Source organism: Pedobacter insulae (genome assembly GCF_900113525.1).
In the GTDB taxonomy this organism is placed as follows: domain Bacteria; phylum Bacteroidota; class Bacteroidia; order Sphingobacteriales; family Sphingobacteriaceae; genus Pedobacter; species Pedobacter insulae.
On the sequence record NZ_FOPP01000008.1, the window covers coordinates 126,467 to 143,918 of the forward strand.

Below are 17,452 nucleotides of genomic sequence, written 5' to 3' on the forward strand. Positions count from 1 at the left end.
GCTTATTTTTTTATTATATTGATTAAGCCGTTTTCGATGCCTTGTATTATTAATCCTGTTTTTGATCTAGTATTGAGTTTTTTGAAGAGTGAGTCTCGATAATTGTCTACCGTCCGATGGCTAACATGCATTTGTAAGGCAATTTCTTTATGTGTTAACTCTGCTGCGGACAGCTCAAGAAACATACGTTCTTTTTCTGTTAATACAGGTTTAATCTTCACTTTTTTTGAGGAGACCGCCAATCTTCCAGTTACAAGCTCGCTAGTATAAAAGCCTTTAGTTTTAACTACTTTGATGGCATGGAGAACTTCAGCGGGCTTGGCCTCTTTTAGTAAATATCCGCCTGCACCACAGTTTATCATTTGTATAATTGTTTTTTCATCATCGAACATACTGAGTGCCAATATGCGGATGCTAGGGTAGTTGCAATTTAACCATTGTGTGGTGGCATAACCATCCATGATAGGCATGCTGATATCCATTAATACGACGTCTATCGGTCCATGTTTTTTAATTTTGTCCTGTAATTCCATTCCATTTTTTGCAGTAAAAACCACATCAATTTCTTCAAACTCTTTCATTAATACCGCCAGGCCTAAACAGAATAATGCTTGGTCGTCTACGATTGCTAGGGTAATTTTTTTATTCATGATTTAAGTGTATGGTATCTGTATGTTAATTATTGTTCCTTTTAAGGGTGTAGAATGAATTGTTATTTTCCCGGCAAGGAGTTTTATGCGCCGTTGAATGGAATGAAGACCAATACCGATTTTTTGTTGATCATAAATTTTTTCAGGATCAAACCCTAGGCCATCATCTTTTACTCTTATGCTTAAGTTACCCATAGCAATTTGAGTATTAAGTTCAATATGGGTTGCGTGGGCATGTCTGACAATGTTATTCATGATCTCCTGCAAGATGCGCAGAATGATGATATCTTTTTCCGGAAATAAATTGTCAGCTTCCAGAATTTGATTGTTGAGGGTTAAATTATACCCTCCAGTCTTCAGTGATAAAGCTAATTCTTCAATAGCTTCTCCTAACGGTTTTTCTAGAGTTTGTTCACCATATAGCAGTTTTGCTAGATCACGCGTTTCCTTTATAGTATTATTAATCATGCTTAAAGCGGCATCTATTTTCGTTTTTGATTTTTGGATTTCCTCTAAATTTATTGAACTTAATGTAATGGAACTTAAGCTTAAAGTTTGGCCCAAATTATCATGTAAATCTGAAGCGATGCTTTGCATTAATTGTGCTTGCGCTTTGTGATTTGTTTCTATGATATCTATCTTGAATTGTTCGTTCATTTTCATTTTTTCTTCAATGTGCAATCTTTTTTTTCGAAAATAGAGCACAACAAAAAAGGGCATGGAAATTCCAGCAATTAAGATGGTAATTGAAACGATCGTAATTATTGCGAATAGGTCCGAGTTTTGAAAAGACATAAAAATGATTTTATCCAACATCCATACATAATAAGATTTAGAACGGAAATTAACGCATATCTAAACGGGAAATTATTAGCCTTGCTGACCACAATTAATTGATCTATATAGAGATTAACTGTTGTTGATCCAACATAAAATAGTAGACAACCAGTAATAAACCAAAAAGCGGGTTCATTGAGTATATTGTCAATTTGATCTTGATAAATTAAATTGTAATAGTAAAAAATAGAAAATAAAATAATGCTTATTCCAAATAAGACATTCGTTGTAGCAAAGAAATAATTAAGCCCTAGAAAATGCCATTCCCATGCATAACAACCTATTAGCGCTACAAATGTAATTTTCAAAACGCTCCGGATAAATGGCGCTTTTATCAACTTAGCAAATAAAAATAAATGAAAACACAAATAAACGAACAAGAATATATTATATATCCAATGGGTGCTAATTGCTTGTGGCGATGTTTTAGCGAGATAAAAACAGTAACTTTCCACCAAAACGGTAATAGCAAGATAGGGCACTATCAATCGCCAAAATTTTGGCTTTGCATTCATAACAAGTAGAATGGATGCAGCTAAGCATATCCATTCTATAATTATTCCCAACGGAATTCTGGTTAATATCACTATTTCGTAGCAGGCGGTTAAGTAGGTTCTCTCCCTACGTCAAATATACAATAATCTTGCTCATTTGCGTCAGGTATGCATTCTTCCATGCAGTCTGGCGGGCATAAAACAGATTGATCTAAGCCATAACCGCCATCATTCGGGTCCGAGCTGTCAGCAGACAACGTGGTCATGTTTGCTTCATTTGTTAAAATATCTTCGAATTGATACGCTCCGCGAATGATGGTATTACACAGAATGGTGGTATTAAAGTTAAGATACCTTGCTCTTTCGGCTTCATTACTGCCAGGGCAGTTTGATAACTCAAAATGGTTTCCAATATATATTTTTAAACCAAATTTTTCCGTGTTATTGAATTCAACATTGGAAATTATTCCGTTGTCTATGAATAACTGGATGACTTCCTCTGCGCCAAAATGTGCATAATTGAAGTTCTTTTGTATTGGCCGGTTTTCTCTATAAGCTACAACCATTTCTTTAATCGTTTGTCTGTCCATTTTGACAGAGTGGTTTCTGTTTGCTCCTACTGATTCTAATGACATAAATTTCTGGTGTTTAAAATTGTATTGTTTATTGTAAATGTCACTAGTTATTATTTAATTTATTACCGTTAAAACACCCTATTAATGCTCAAAAAAAATGCCCAGCAAATTTAATTGCTGGGCATTATATTATTTTTTAGAATCTTTTATTGTCTTGGGGCTGCTGGAGTAGGCATCGTTTTACGAGGCAGTTTCTCAGCTCTTTCCGAAGTGTGATAAACAAAAGAAGCAACAATAGTCGCTGATTTTTTTAAGTCATCTCCATCTAAACGATCAAAAGTGTCTTGATTAGAGTGGTGGGTTCTGGTGTTATAATCCATAGGGTCTTGGATGAACTGGAAGCCTGGTAAGCCCACACCGTCAAAGGCTTGATGGTCTGTTCCGCCTGTATTGTTGATCGTAATTGTTTTTGCTCCTAGATCTGCGAATGGAGTTAACCAAGTCTGGAAAATGTCTCTAACAGCAGCATTGCCCTGTAAGTACACGCCACGAATTGTTCCTGTGCCATTATCCAAATTGTAATAAGCACTCAATTTTTCATGCTCTGGTTTTGCAGTCATGTTGGAAGGGTCAGCAAAATGCTCTTTTACATAACCTCTAGAACCAAATAATCCTTGCTCTTCGGAACTCCATAATGCAATACGAATAGTACGTTTTGGCTTAAAATCTATTGCTTTTAAAATACGAACAGCTTCTATCATTACTGCCGAACCTGCTGCATTATCTGTTGCACCTGTACCAGAATGCCATGAATCATAGTGACCACCAAGCATTACAATTTCACTCTTTAGCTTAGGATCAGTACCTGGAATTTCGGCAATTACGTTATATCCTTTTGGATCTTTGTCGTAAAATGAAGTTTTAACCTCCGCTTCTAACTCCACTTTTTCACCACCGCGTAATAAACGTAAGATGTGCAGGTAATCTTCACTGCTTACTTCCAGCTCTGGGTTAACTGGCTTAGCATCTAATTTGTAAGAAGCACCATTGCTTGTAAAGAAAGTTCCATGACTTCCGCGAGCATAGGTTAACTTTAAGCCAATTTTCTCTGCTAATAACATACTGTCAATTGCAGCTCTAACAGCCATTAATTTCAGCATCATTGCGCGTTGGTTGCCTCCCGCATTGCCGAAATTTCCCCGACGACCAGCACCTGCAGCTTGAGGTTCTGCTGCTGCCATCTTTTCTAACGCTTCTTCGGTATATCTTACCGCATCAGGTGTATATGAATTTTTTAAAGGTTGAAGGGTCGCCGACTCGATCATTACAATCTTGCCTGTTAATTTGCCTTTATATTTGGCCAAGTCTGTAACGGTGTCGGCTTTTATTAAGATTACCTCTGATTTAATAGGTCCTTTTGTGCCCGGAGTCCAAGCTTTTGGAGATGCAATCATTGGACGATAAAAAGGTAAGGTAGTGGCAGCATAATATTTATCAACTTGCCATCCTTTACCAAATTCTCCCCATGCTTCTAAATGTACGTTTTGAAGTCCGATTTCTTTGAAGTATTTAACAGCCCAATCTTGCGCTCTTTTTAGGCCTGGTGAGTTCGATAAACGCGGTCCAGCCACATCTGTGATTTTGTAGGCAATTTCCATGGCTTTAGAGTTATCTAAGCCCTCAGTTCTGATCTTTTGTACAGCCGCAGTGTTTAAGGGCTCCTGTGCAAAAGCAGAAAAGCAAAGGCCTAGAGCCAATGCGCTAAAAGTAAATGTTTTAATCATGTTAAGTTAGTTTTAATGAAGTAACGTTGTTGATGGTGAATTTACAGGTATTGCTATTTATTTGTACCTTTCTATTCATATTTTTACACTTGAAGATTAAATACAAAATTTATCCAACCATTGAGAATCTTCCTCAACAGATGGGTAAATTAATTAAAGTGCTAGCGCTTTTAGATAAAGGGTGGGTAAAAGATTTACTTGATTGTTTTTTTCGCCACAATAAAATAGCCTAAAATAAATACTACAGCTGCGCAAATCATACTATTGTAAATTCCTTGGTCAAATACTATCATTTTGGTGATGTCGCCCTTACTGGTCATAATTTTCGTTACCGTTAAATTTGGATAGGCGTAAGGTAGATAATCTACATATTTCCAACCTACGTTGGCGGTAATAATTCCCATAATAGTTAATAGGAAGCCAATTCCGAAAGGTTTTAAAAAGTCATTCCACATCAAGTTCATTAAAAATTGAATAGAAATAATACCTAATGAGGATAAAAATAATTTCCCGAAAAACTTGACAATAATAGTGTTAGGATTGTAATCTCCAAATTCTAATGTGGGCTTTATGAGCTCGATCATATGCCCCGAGCCAATAATGAAAATAGCAAATAAAAACATCGTTATAAAAGTTAAAAATACGATGTAAATGTATTTGCTTGTGTAGACAGAGAATTTCGAAAGAGGTAAGGAAAACAAGCTTTTCCAAGTATCCCCTTTATATTCCATATTCGTAATAGCATAGGTGTTATAAATCACCAAAACAGGTAATAGCAATACCCCCATAACACCTAAGATTGCAGATATATATCTAAACCAAAGAACTTGAGCGGGATCGTTTGCTAGTTTGGTTTCCTGTGAAATAAAACCCCAGCTCATGAGTATACAAATTACCAAGGGTAATAAAATGGCACTCCAAAAGGCAAGTGTTTTTCTCGATTTGTAAAATTCTGATGTTAATGAAACAAGTAGTGAGCGCATAACTAATTTTTTGAAGTAATGTCTAAGAATAAATTTTCAAGGTCTTTTCTTTCAGTGCCAATGGTGTATACCTTAATGCCGTTTTGCACTAATAACGTATTGAGATTGGCCATATCTTCTCTGCTTTGGAAAGGTATGGTAACGGTACTCCCTTTTTGTTGAAGGATTTCAGTCGGTCCCAATAGCGCTATCGTTTTTTCAATATCATCTACTTCTACCTTGACAGTTGGTTTAGAAAGATCATGCAACTCATTTATCGTTCCCTGAAATAAAAGTTCACCTTTGTTAATGATTCCCACATGGGTAGCTGTCCTTTCAATTTCTGCTAATAAATGGCTCGAAACCAAAATGGTTTTTTGATGTTTTGTTGCTAACTCAATCATCAAGTTTCTGATTTCAATAATACCGTTAGGATCTAATCCATTGGTAGGCTCATCTAGTAACAACAATTCCGGGTCTGATACTAAAGCCAAGGCTATGCCTAAGCGTTGTTTCATTCCTAGGGAATATTTGCCAGCTTTTTTGTTAGCAGCGTCTGTTAAGCCAACTAAGCTTAACATTTCGGCAACCTTATTTTTTTTTATTCCTAGTAACAGGCAGCGGTTAACCAAGTTTTCTTTGCCACTTAAATGACCATATATGGCAGGCTGCTCAACTAAAGCACCCATCCGTTTTAAACTGGCAATGCGGTTAGTGTTGATGTCTCTTCCAAAAATGAAAACCTGGTCACTTGGAGACTTTAACAGGTTCAGCAAAATTTTGATGGTAGTGGTCTTGCCAGCGCCATTCGGACCTAAGAAACCGTAGATGCTTCCTTTAGGTACTTGTAATGATAAGTTTTTAACTACGGTTTGAGTACCGAAATTATAGGTTAGCCCTACCGTTTCTATTGCGAGGTTACTCATCTTATTTGATAATTGCAGTAGTTGCTTTGATGATACTTCCGGTAGCTGAAGGTGCACTTTTTAAGGCGGCTACTTCATTTTGACTAATATTAGTCGTTGCTGTTGCAAAAGCTAATACCATCATTACAAATACTGGAACTAATAAAAGGATAAACGGCGATATGTTTGATAATTTTTTCATGGTCTTTTCTATTTTTGTTTTGGTCTTGATACTGTGTGGTTCTAACTTGTTTTTGTTTTGTTGAACAAATAGAATAATTAAATAAAACATGCTAAAATGTTTTAGACAAAGTGCATTTTATTCTAGATAAACGCCTAAAATGAGTAGTTTTATAACTCGTTGCCAGATTTGGCCATTTGGTAGAATAAAAAAGCCAGTTCGTCGAAAGTAGCGTTAAAAAAACATACTATTAGTTATTTTGGATATACTTAAAGGCATTAATAATTTTTAAAAAGATGAAAAGCAAAGGTGCGGTAATTGTAAATCTTTTATTTTGGCTGTTTATTTTGGCGTTGATCGTGCTGCGTATTCTGAACAGTTCTATCAAAGCAACTTGGTTCGAACTATGGGTAACATTTGGCTATTATGGTATTATTAATGTCTCCTTGTTTTATATCAATTCATTAATTTTAATTCCGGACATCATTAAGAAGCGCCAAAAATCCTGGCTCTATCTTTTTTTAATTTTTGGATTAGTTGCTGTTGCGGTGGTAATCAAGACCGGGATTGCAGTACTCTACCCCGATATAGTTTTGCAGTATACAGACCGTGCTGGAAAACTCCAGTATACCGAGTATAGTCATTATATAGGTCAGACTTTTTTTACCTCTGGATTTTTCGTAGTCACTAGTTCATTATTAAAATTTGCAACAGACTGGTTTTCCAATGAACGGGTCCAGCGTAACCTAGAAAGTCAGAAAAAGGACATGGAGCTTCAATTTTTAAAGTCTCAATTAAATCCTCACTTTTTATTTAATTCTTTAAACAACATTTATTCGCTAGCGTATCAGAAATCTGATAAAACTGCGGATGCTATTTTGAAGCTTTCAGAAATTATGCGCTATATGATTTACGAGAGTAACGACAGTTGGGTAGCATTGAGTAAGGAGGTTGAGTATGTACAAAGTTATATTGAATTGCAGAAATTAAGATTTAAAGATGGTGCGGCGGTAGAGCTAACATTAAATGGCGAGATCGATGCCCAACATATCGTTCCTTTGATTTTAATTTCTTTCGTTGAAAATGCATTTAAGCATGGAGTGGCTAATGATCCCCAGGATCCGATTAGAATTAATATTATTGCTAATCAGAAAATTTTGCATTTTAGCATTACCAATAAAAAAAGTAAAACAAATAAGGATGCCATGGGTGGAGTGGGATTAAACAACGTTGAGAGAAGATTACAGTTGTTATATCCAGATCGATATAAATTAAATATTGTAAATTCGGCTACCCATTATACAAGTGAATTGATGTTAGATATATGATATTAAAATGTATTGCTGTTGATGACGAGCCACTAGCGCTCGATATTATTGAAGATTATATTGCTAAAGTTCCATTTTTAGAACTAGTTAAACGTACAGAAAATGCGATTGAGGCTCTGCAAATGGTGCAAGCCGGAGGAATTGATCTTGTTTTTTTAGATATCCAGATGCCTGATTTAACCGGTATTCAATTTCTAAAAATTGCGAGTGGGAAGTCTAATTACATTTTAACTACCGCTTATTCTCAATATGCGTTAGAGAGCTATGATTTGAACGTTTCAGACTATTTACTAAAACCGATAGCGTTCGACCGCTTTTATAAAGCAGTGGAAAAAGTACGCAACCAAATGCAAAAAGAGGAGGTTGTTTTACCCGTTGTTGAAACACCACAAAATACAGTAGCTGCGCAGGACTTCATATTCGTAAAAACTGAACATAAGATTCAAAAAATACAGTTGGACGACATTTTGTACATCGAAGGTTTAAAGGATTATATTTCTATATTCACAAAGAACGAGCGCATCATCACCTTGCAGAACATGAAAAAGATGGAAGAAACATTGCCGAAAGGGGAGTTTATTAGGGTTCACAAATCCTATATCATCTCATTGGATAAGATAGAAAGTATTGAGCGAAGTCGTATTTCGATAGCAGGAAAGATTATCCCCATAGGAGATACCTATAGAGATGAGTTTTTTAAATTAATTGAGGGAAAGAATGTTTAATTTGCTAATTGGTTGCCAAGGGCCTTACGGTATAACCCAAAGTTCTCAACCTTTTTATCAAACCGTCATTACCCAATAAATGACCTGCACCTACAGCGATAAATAAGCTTTGGTTTTCCATTAAACCTGGCATTTGAGCGATCCATTTTATGTTGCGATTTTTTAATAGCTGATCCAGTTCATCCTTGTTATAGCTATCCATTTTTGCAAAAAGCTTTGCTAATTCTTCCAAGTTTTGAGCAATGTAGTTGTTATACAATATTTGGCTTTCATTTTTATTCTTTTCTTCCTCCTTAACACCTTTTAAAAGCAACTCTTTTTGTCTTTCAAGGCTATTTCCGAATAATACACGGGCCTGATCTTCTATCGTTTCGAGCCCAATTATCAGTTTATTATTGGCTTTCCCATAATCCTGTATATATTGGTCTAGCGCAGGATTAGTTTCGCTGATGGTTTTAGGTGCTGTAAATTGTAACATGGTCATTTGCACCGCGACTGGTTTCATTGAATTGAACATTTTAAGGTCATAACCGGAAATCTTTTTCAAATGACTGGCCACCAATTCATATTGTTCAGCAGTGAGCAGTTTATCGAGGAAATTATTTTTCATCAGCATATAAGGTATTAACTTTCCAGCCATGCTTTTATCTATAATAATTTCGCCCACTATGGCATCGGCCATTGCTAATTTTGATTGAAGAACTTTCATCGTATCTATAAAATCTTTACCAGCAAAATGGTAGGTGCCGAATAGGTAGGATGATTTTCTTAAACCTTTTCCTGAAATTTCCCAAAGCAGCGAGTTTTCGGCTTTTTTTGATTGGGCTTTGCTGTTTGCACCAATACTTAAAAAGCTGATAATAAGGTAAACTAAAATTCTCATAATCAAATTGTTTGTTTTAATTGCAGACGTATTGCATGCTCTGCAGCCAAAGTGATTTCTTCAGCACTTTTATCTGTTTTATCTATTGGTTTTAAAACCGTCCATTGTACGGCGTTTCCAACCGCTAACGGAAGCTTGCCATGGCGTACAATTTTCCAGGAATTTTCGATTGCTACAGGTACGATCAGCGCATGTGGTACAACTTTTAGCAGTGTGGCAATTCCGCCAACATGAAATGATCTCATCTTCCCATCTTTTGCCCTGGTACCTTCCGCAAATATCACTGCACTCCAGTTATGCTCTTTCATTCTCCTTCCTAGTTTAATGATTTCCGAAACCGACTGCTTACTGTCCTTTCTGTCGATATTGGCCCCCCCTCCATATTTAAGATTAAAAGAAATGGATGGGATACCTTTGGTAAGTTCTATTTTGGAGATGAATTTTGGATGATAACGCCGTAAGTACCATATTAGCGCAGGAATGTCGTACATGCTTTGATGATTGGCGATAAAAATAATGGGCTGGTTTAATGGTAGATCTTCTTCATTTTTAAAAGTAACCGAATTTAAAAGTAGCCAATTGCAATAAGTTAAAAAGAAATTTAAAACATCTACAGAAGCCTTATGTGCTTTATAACCAAAAAGACGATAACTAATCCATTGAATTGGTTGAAAAATGCATAGAAACAGGAAGAAAAAAAAGTGGAATATAGATCCTAAGAGGTAGCCTAAAAACTTCATGTTAAATTTTCCCTTGTTCAATTAATATTTTTGTTTTTAAAATCCCTGCAACGCTCATGCTATCCGTAATTTCGCCTGTCATTACCATTTGATAGGCTTCGTCAAAAGCCAACTTACGCACTACTAATTCTTCGGTTTCTTCTGGAGAGGAGTCGCCTATTTGCAGATCTTGCGCTATATAAATGATGGCCATTTCATCAGTTACAGAATTAGAAAGGTGCATTTTTTGAATTTCCGTAAATTTAGTGGCAATTATTCCGGTTTCTTCCTGCAATTCTCTTTTTGCACTTAACATGGGGTCTACGGTATGCAAGCCGCCGCCCTCGGGAATTTCCCAACTATAAGCTTTTAGTGGGAAGCGATATTGTCCAACTAACCATGTGTTATAATCTTCATCAAGTACTACGACTCCAATTGCGAGGTTCTTGAAATGTACTTCGCCGTAAATTCCTTGTCCGCCTGCGGGATTGATTACCTGATGTTCGGTTAATTTAATCCAAGCATTATCGTAAATCTGATTACTTTTTAAAATCTTCCAAGGGCTGTCCAAACTCATGGTGCAAGATAAGAATTTTGCTATGGAGTACAAAGTTGAAATCCCATCCGACTCCCCAACCGACTTCGTAAGTCGCCCAACTCCTAGCCGACTTCGCAAGTCGAATCCCGCACGGGGGAGATCTAATCCTGCATTATTCCTGCACTACCCCGCATCCCGACTTGTGAAGTCTGGATAAAATGCGCTTATATTTCTATATGTAAAAGATTAAAAGTAGCTTTGCCGCTAGAAATGAAACACTTTGTTGCCATATCGCTTGTATTTTTTAGCTTAACACAGCTTGCCAAGGCTGATAGAGCTGAAGGACTTAGGTTAATAACCGAAGGCTATTGCAGTCAGCAACAAGTTTCTGTGCAAAAGTTTACTCAACAGGCAAATCCGTTAAATGATGAGCTGAGTACTTATTTTTTAACTTCGAGTGAACTTGCCTTAATAGGCACTCGTTCTGAAATCCGGACTACGCGATACCGCTTGCAAGATCAAAATGTGAGCGATTTAATTGTAGTGAGCAAACCAAACAATAAAAGCCCTTAGTTTTCGAAACCAAAAAGCAACGCTATGAAAATAGTGCCTTTTACGCTTTTCCATTCCCATAGAACTGCCAAGTTGACTTAATAAGTATGGCTTGGTTGTTGTGAACTAAACATTTTTTAAATAATAAATATAAATACCCATGTTAGGATTTTTAACCAAGATATTTGGAAGTAAGTCAGAACGAGACATTAAGGTTTTACAACCTCTGGTTCTCGAGATTAACGAAGAATACGCAAAACTTTCGTCATTAAGTAATGATGAATTACGTCATAAAACAATAGAATTTAAAGCAACCATTGCGGCGGCTGTGGCTGATATTGATGCCAAAGTTGAAGCTACTAAGCTGAAGGCAGAAAACCCTGATTTATCATTGCCCGAAAAAACTGCTTTATATGAAGAGGTAGATGCTTTAGCAAAAGAACGCGATGTTGAGCTTGAAAAAATATTGCAACAAATTTTACCTGCAGCATTTGCAGTGGTGAAAGAAACATCTCGCAGGTTAAGTGAAAATGATACCTTAGAAGTTACGGCAACAGCTTATGATAGAGATTATGCGGCACGGAAAAGCAATGTAAAAATTGTTGGCGATAAAGCTTTCTGGGCTAATAAATGGGACGCGGCTGGAACTGAAGTGTCGTGGAACATGGTGCATTATGATGTACAGTTGATAGGTGGTATGGTTTTACATGGTGGTAAAATCGCTGAGATGGCTACAGGAGAGGGTAAAACTTTAGTAAGTACCTTACCAGCTTATTTAAATGCCCTAGCGGGGCAAGGTGTGCACATCGTAACAGTGAATGATTACCTGGCACGTCGTGACTCGGAATGGAATGGTCCTTTGTTTGAGTTTCATGGTTTAAGAGTAGATTGTATCGACAAGCACCAACCTAATTCACAAGAGCGGAGGGATGCTTATTTAGCTGATATTACTTACGGTACCAATAACGAATTTGGTTTCGATTATTTGCGCGATAATATGTCGCAAACGCCTGATCAGCTAGTACAGCGAAAACTTCACTTTGCCATGGTTGATGAGGTCGATTCAGTGTTAATTGATGATGCGAGAACTCCCTTGATTATTTCTGGACCGGTTCCATTTGGCGATCAACATGAGTTTCATGAGCTAAAGCCACGGATTGAGCGTTTAGTGAATGCGCAAAAAGCTTACGTTACACAAGCTTTGAATGAGGCTAAGAAATTAATTAATGATGGTAAAGCGGGAGCTGAAGAAGGTGAGGGAGGTTTAGCCCTTTTGCGTGCGCATCGTGGTTTGCCTAAGAATAAAGCGTTAATTAAATTTTTGAGTGAGGGTGGCGTTAGACAGACTTTACTTAAAACGGAAAATCATTATATGGCTGACCAGTCGAAGAATATGCCTAAGGTAGATTCGGAATTGTTCTTTTATATTGATGAAAAAAATAATCAGGTTGAGCTAACCGAGAAAGGTATAGAATTGATTACCCAACAAGGGGAAGATTCTAGTTTCTTTGTATTACCTGATGTAGGAACTGAAATTGCTGAGATAGAAAAATCTTCATTAAGTAATGAAGAGAAAGTTGCTCAGAAAGATAGCTTAATGCGTGATTATGCTGTTAAAGCAGAACGTATCCACTCTGTAAACCAATTGCTAAAAGCCTATACTTTGTTCGAAATTGATGTTGAATATATCATTGACGAGGGAAAGATTAAAATCGTAGATGAGCAAACAGGCCGTATCATGGATGGTCGCCGTTATTCTGACGGTTTGCATCAGGCAATTGAAGCGAAAGAGAATGTGAAGGTAGAGGATGCGTCACAAACTTATGCTACAGTAACGTTGCAGAACTTCTTCAGGATGTACCATAAGCTTTGTGGTATGACCGGTACTGCTACTACTGAAGCGGGTGAATTTTGGTCAATTTACAAATTGGACGTTGTAGAAATACCTACCAATCGCGTGATGGCCAGAAAAGATCAGCAAGATTATGTATATCGTACTATTCGCGAGAAGTATAATGCGGTAGCGGAAGAAATAGGTAAATTAACAGAGGCCGGCAGACCAGTTTTAGTAGGTACCACTTCTGTTGAAATTTCGGAATTATTAAGCCGCATGCTGAAGCTTCGTGGTATTAAACACAATGTGTTGAATGCTAAGATGCACCAAAAAGAGGCTGATATTGTTGCTGAAGCTGGTAAAGCAGGAACGGTAACAATTGCGACCAACATGGCAGGTCGTGGTACGGATATTAAATTGGGAGAGGGTGTAAAAGAGGCCGGTGGTTTGGCGATCATCGGTACGGAGCGTCACGAATCTCGTCGGGTTGATAGGCAGTTGCGTGGTCGTGCTGGTCGCCAGGGCGACCCGGGAACTTCGCAGTTCTTTGTCTCGTTAGAGGATAATTTAATGCGTTTATTTGGTTCAGAACGTATTTCTAATATCATGGTGAAAATGGGTATTGAAGATGGTGAAGTAATTCAGCATTCGATGATTACCAATTCTATTGAACGTGCACAAAAGAAAGTAGAGGAGAATAACTTTGGTGTACGTAAGCGTTTGTTGGAATATGATGATGTAATGAACTCTCAACGTTCGGTAATTTATTCAAAACGTAGGAATGCTCTATTTGGTGACCGTTTGGATGTAGACATGAATAACATGGTGTTCGATGTAGCTGAAGATGTGGTGACCGAATATAAAGAAGTTTCGAATTATGAAGGGTTTAAACTTGAAGTAATTAGAAATTTTTCTTCGGATACAACCATTACAGAAGAAGAATTCAACTCGAAGAATATCCATCATTTAACCGATCGCTTATTTGAAGAAGTAACCGAATTCTATGCCCGGAAATCTGAAGGCATCATGAATCAATCTATGCAGGTACTAAGACAGGTTTTTGCGGAACGTGGAGAGCAGATTGAACAGGTAGTGGTTCCATTTACCGATGGTATTCGCCAAATTAATGTGCCGGTCGATTTGAAAAAGGCAATCGCAAACAACGGTCGTGAAGTAACTAAGGCTTTTGAAAAGACCATTATTTTGGCATTAATTGATGATAGTTGGAAAGAACATCTACGTGAGATGGATGAATTAAAACAGTCGGTTCAAAATGCTGTTTATGAGCAAAAGGATCCATTGATTATTTATAAAATGGAGGCGTTTAACTTGTTTAAAAGCATGCTGAATGTGATCAATAAGGAAGTTGTCGGGTTCCTGTATAAGGGAGGCATTCCTATTCATCAAGAGGCTGATGAAGTAAGGGAAGCAAGAGCACCTAAGCGTGAGCAGCCACAACTACGTACTTCAAAGCCAGAATATGGACAAGCTGGCAGTGCTGCGATGCCTATGGAAGATACGAGAGAATTTGTTCCACAGCAGCCCATCCGTAAAGAAGTAACTGTGGGAAGAAATGAGCCATGTCCATGTGGCAGTGGTAAAAAGTTTAAAAACTGTCACGGCGCAAATGCATAAAAATGCCGTAAGGCCTTAACGAAAGTTAAGGCCTTTTTTATTTGTATTCCCCGTCAATTATGCCGATTTTTGCTAGCAATGAAAAAGCTGCTACTCTTTATTTTGGTTTTGTTTATAGGAACGGCGACTTTTGCTCAAACAAAAGGCAAAGTAACTATTTTAAAAGACCCTTTAATTGACAGTTTAATTGCTAAAAGGATTGAGTTAAACACTAAAAGACCCACTACAACCAATCCAACATCATCGGTTATTGTTTCGCAAATGGGTTACCGAGTTCAAATTTTTTATGGCTTAGATCGTCGGGAAACTTTTAGTGAACAAGCTAGATTCAAAGCATTGTACCCTCGATTGAATACCTATATTACCTATAAAGAACCTAACTATTATTTAAGAGTTGGGGATTTTAGAACACGTTTAGAGGCACAAAACCTGTTAAACGAACTGCGTTCAAATTTCCCCACACTTTTTATTTTCAGGGAAAAAATTAATGCTCCAGTGTTGGAAGCAGACAATCAATAGGTAAAAATGGTAATTGTTTAAACAGGTAACCGATTAACCACAAAAGAATGAAGGAAAAAATCCAAAAATTGTCAGCTACAATCTACAACGATGTGGTAGGTTTTCGTCAGCATATTCATGCAAATCCAGAACTTTCTTTTAAGGAGTATGAAACTTCTTCATTCATAAAAGAGAAATTAACAGCTTGGGGCATTGAGTTTCAAGAAATGGCAGATACAGGCGTTGTGGGTTTAATTAAAGGAGTATTGCCGTCTGACCAAGTCATCGCCCTGCGTGCGGATATGGATGCGCTACCTATAGTTGAGACCAATAATAAGCCTTATAAATCGAAAAATGAAGGTGTGATGCATGCCTGTGGTCATGATGTGCACAGCTCTTCCCTATTAGGTACCGCTTATATTTTAAATGAACTGAAGACTGAGTTTGCCGGAACAATTAAATTGGTTTTCCAGCCAGCTGAAGAATTGTTGCCGGGTGGTGCGAGTATCATGATTAAAGAAGGAGTGCTAGAAAATCCTAAGCCCCATGCTATGGTTGGCCAACATGTAATGCCGCTCATAGAGACTGGAAAAGTGGGTTTCCGTTCAGGTATTTACATGGCCTCTACAGATGAACTTTACGTTACAGTACATGGTAAAGGTGGTCATGGCGCACAGCCACATCAAAACATAGATCCTGTAGTAATTACAGCTCATATCATTGTGGCACTGCAACAGATAGTAAGTAGAAATGCAGATCCACGTTTACCTTCGGTGCTGTCATTTGGAAAAGTAAACGCAAATGGAGCCACCAACATTATTCCCAACGAGGTCAAATTGGAGGGTACATTTAGAACATTAAATGAAGAATGGCGTAATGAGGCTCATCGTTTGATGAAAAAAATGGCAGAAGGTATTGCAGAAAGCATGGGTGGTTCTTGTGATTTTAATATCATGAGGGGATATCCCTTTTTAATTAATGAGGAAAAACTCACAGCCAATGCGATCGAATATGCCCAAGACTATCTGGGTAAAGAAAATGTAATCGATCTGGATATTTGGATGGCTGCTGAAGATTTTGCTTATTATTCGCAGGTTACGGATTCATGTTTTTATAGATTGGGTACTGGGAATGCTGCCAAAGGAACGACTTATTCAGTCCATACACCTAATTTTGACATAGACGAAGATGCACTAAGAACGTCGACAGGATTAATGGCTTATATTGCATTGAAGCAACTAGGGAATTGATGAAAGCGGTTGCCTACGCAGCTCCGTCATTGCGAGATACGAAGCAATCTAGTGATCAGATTGCTTCGTACCTCGCATCGACGGGACATCACCTCGCAATGACGACAAGGAAAATTAAACAGGGCATTATTTTTGTATAAGCTAGTCGATGAAGAAAACTTTTTTATTGTTCATATTTTCAATCTTTTTCTTTAATGCCAAAGCGCAGGAAATCCCTCGTTTTAATCCAGATACAATTAAAACAATTCGGCTGGATTCGGCAGTGAACATAGTGGGAAAGAAGTTCGGGATAGAAACGTTTATCGACGCTATTATCAACGACACTAGTTTTTATCAGGCTTTTAGAAATATGAAGCGGTATAGCTTCATTGCAGAAAACAGAATTTATACCTATGATAAGAGTAATAAGGTAGATGGAAAGATTTATCGTAAAATACGACACAATAACGACGGGCCATATAAGATGGAATATCTGGTGAAGGAAGACAACGGTAGGATATATAAAAAGAATGGAAAGTATCAATTGTATACCGTTGAAATGTTCGATTATATTTTTATGAATGCCTACAACACCGACTTCGTTTCGAACGCACCTATGAATAGTGGTAAAGGGGGTGGGTCTAATGAAAGTTATAAGGACAAACTGAAGACGTTAATTTTCAATCCTGGAAGACCCATTAAAGGCCTGCCCTTTATCGGCAACAAAACCCAGATTTTTACCGCCAATATGCGCCAGTATTATGATTACTCTTTTTATAGCGCCACTTACTTAGATTCAATTCCTGTTTATCGTTTCAAGGTTGCGGTTAAGCCGGGATTGAGCAGTTGGACAAAAGATGGTTTGATGATCAAAGAATTGGTAACGATATTCGATAAGCGCAATTTCGAAATCTTAGGACGATATGTGGATATGAAATATAGCAATATGCTATTCGATTTTGATGTGCAAATGAATATAGAGATGAGCTATTTTGGCGAAGACAAATTGCCAACCAAAATTACCTATCAAGGTAATTGGGATTATCCGTTTAAAAAGGAAGAACGGGCAAGTTTTTTAATCGTTCATAAAGATTATAAGCTCGGAAAAGGCAAGTAGTTTGTG

Annotated in this window: 17 protein-coding genes; 7 read left to right on the plus strand and 10 right to left on the minus strand. The window is 37.4% G+C overall.

The genetic code is table 11. The features are described from left to right. Nucleotides 1–2 precede the first annotated feature (2 nt). From BM207_RS13935 to BM207_RS13975, 7 genes are all read right to left on the minus strand, one after another. Nucleotides 3–650: a response regulator transcription factor gene (locus BM207_RS13935; RefSeq protein WP_245768118.1), complete on the minus strand. Its 648-nt coding sequence runs from the start codon at nt 648–650 to the stop codon at nt 3–5. A 3-nt stretch (nt 651–653) separates the two neighbouring features. Continuing rightward, complete coding sequence (locus BM207_RS13940) at nt 654–1,445, minus strand: sensor histidine kinase (protein WP_177217130.1); 792 nt, start codon at nt 1,443–1,445, stop codon at nt 654–656. A gap of 646 nt (nt 1,446–2,091) precedes the next feature. Next, nucleotides 2,092–2,616, minus strand: coding sequence for a hypothetical protein (locus tag BM207_RS13950; protein WP_090995418.1), 525 nt, complete (start codon nt 2,614–2,616; stop codon nt 2,092–2,094). 146 nt (nt 2,617–2,762) lie between these two features. Continuing rightward, entirely contained in the window at nt 2,763–4,340 is a 1,578-nt protein-coding gene (locus BM207_RS13955) for a M28 family metallopeptidase (protein ID WP_090995421.1), read from the minus strand. Nucleotides 4,341–4,534: 194 nt separating this feature from the next. After that, nucleotides 4,535–5,323, minus strand: a complete 789-nt coding sequence (locus tag BM207_RS13965; RefSeq protein WP_090995427.1) for an ABC transporter permease — start codon at nt 5,321–5,323, stop codon at nt 4,535–4,537. 2 nt (nt 5,324–5,325) lie between these two features. Then, a complete protein-coding gene (locus BM207_RS13970) occupies nt 5,326–6,228 on the minus strand; it encodes an ABC transporter ATP-binding protein (RefSeq protein WP_090995432.1) in 903 nt (300 codons plus the stop codon). A 1-nt stretch (nt 6,229) separates the two neighbouring features. Further along, complete coding sequence (locus BM207_RS13975) at nt 6,230–6,409, minus strand: hypothetical protein (RefSeq protein ID WP_143095959.1); 180 nt, start codon at nt 6,407–6,409, stop codon at nt 6,230–6,232. Between the two features lie 275 nt (nt 6,410–6,684). Here BM207_RS13975 and BM207_RS13980 point away from each other — a divergent pair, with 275 nt between their 5' ends. Then, nucleotides 6,685–7,716, plus strand: a complete 1,032-nt coding sequence (locus BM207_RS13980) for a sensor histidine kinase (RefSeq protein ID WP_090995439.1) — start codon at nt 6,685–6,687, stop codon at nt 7,714–7,716. Next, a complete protein-coding gene (locus BM207_RS13985) occupies nt 7,713–8,441 on the plus strand; it encodes a LytR/AlgR family response regulator transcription factor (protein ID WP_090995444.1) in 729 nt (242 codons plus the stop codon). The genes BM207_RS13980 and BM207_RS13985 overlap by 4 nt, the downstream gene beginning before the upstream one ends. Before the next feature lie 4 nt (nt 8,442–8,445). Here the strand turns inward: BM207_RS13985 and BM207_RS13990 are convergent, their stop codons facing one another. The 3 genes from BM207_RS13990 to BM207_RS14000 are packed head-to-tail and all read right to left on the minus strand — an operon-like array spanning nt 8,446 to nt 10,620. Continuing rightward, nucleotides 8,446–9,324 (minus strand): TraB/GumN family protein, encoded by an 879-nt coding sequence (locus tag BM207_RS13990; protein ID WP_090995448.1) that lies wholly within the window; start codon nt 9,322–9,324, stop codon nt 8,446–8,448. Between the two features lie 2 nt (nt 9,325–9,326). Next, complete coding sequence (locus BM207_RS13995) at nt 9,327–10,064, minus strand: lysophospholipid acyltransferase family protein (RefSeq protein WP_090995451.1); 738 nt, start codon at nt 10,062–10,064, stop codon at nt 9,327–9,329. Between the two features lies 1 nt (nt 10,065). Next, a complete protein-coding gene (locus tag BM207_RS14000) occupies nt 10,066–10,620 on the minus strand; it encodes an NUDIX domain-containing protein (protein WP_090995453.1) in 555 nt (184 codons plus the stop codon). A 231-nt stretch (nt 10,621–10,851) separates the two neighbouring features. Between BM207_RS14000 and BM207_RS14005 the strand changes: the two genes are divergently transcribed. From BM207_RS14005 to BM207_RS14025, 5 genes are all read left to right on the plus strand, one after another. Beyond that, nucleotides 10,852–11,154: a hypothetical protein gene (locus tag BM207_RS14005; RefSeq protein WP_090995456.1), complete on the plus strand. Its 303-nt coding sequence runs from the start codon at nt 10,852–10,854 to the stop codon at nt 11,152–11,154. A gap of 139 nt (nt 11,155–11,293) precedes the next feature. Further along, nucleotides 11,294–14,602, plus strand: a complete 3,309-nt coding sequence (gene secA / locus BM207_RS14010) for a preprotein translocase subunit SecA (protein ID WP_090995459.1) — start codon at nt 11,294–11,296, stop codon at nt 14,600–14,602. 78 nt (nt 14,603–14,680) lie between these two features. After that, complete coding sequence (locus BM207_RS14015; RefSeq protein WP_090995463.1) at nt 14,681–15,121, plus strand: SPOR domain-containing protein; 441 nt, start codon at nt 14,681–14,683, stop codon at nt 15,119–15,121. A 47-nt stretch (nt 15,122–15,168) separates the two neighbouring features. After that, nucleotides 15,169–16,350, plus strand: coding sequence for a M20 metallopeptidase family protein (locus BM207_RS14020; protein ID WP_090995465.1), 1,182 nt, complete (start codon nt 15,169–15,171; stop codon nt 16,348–16,350). 148 nt (nt 16,351–16,498) lie between these two features. Beyond that, nucleotides 16,499–17,446: a hypothetical protein gene (locus BM207_RS14025; protein ID WP_090995468.1), complete on the plus strand. Its 948-nt coding sequence runs from the start codon at nt 16,499–16,501 to the stop codon at nt 17,444–17,446. Nucleotides 17,447–17,452 lie beyond the last annotated feature (6 nt).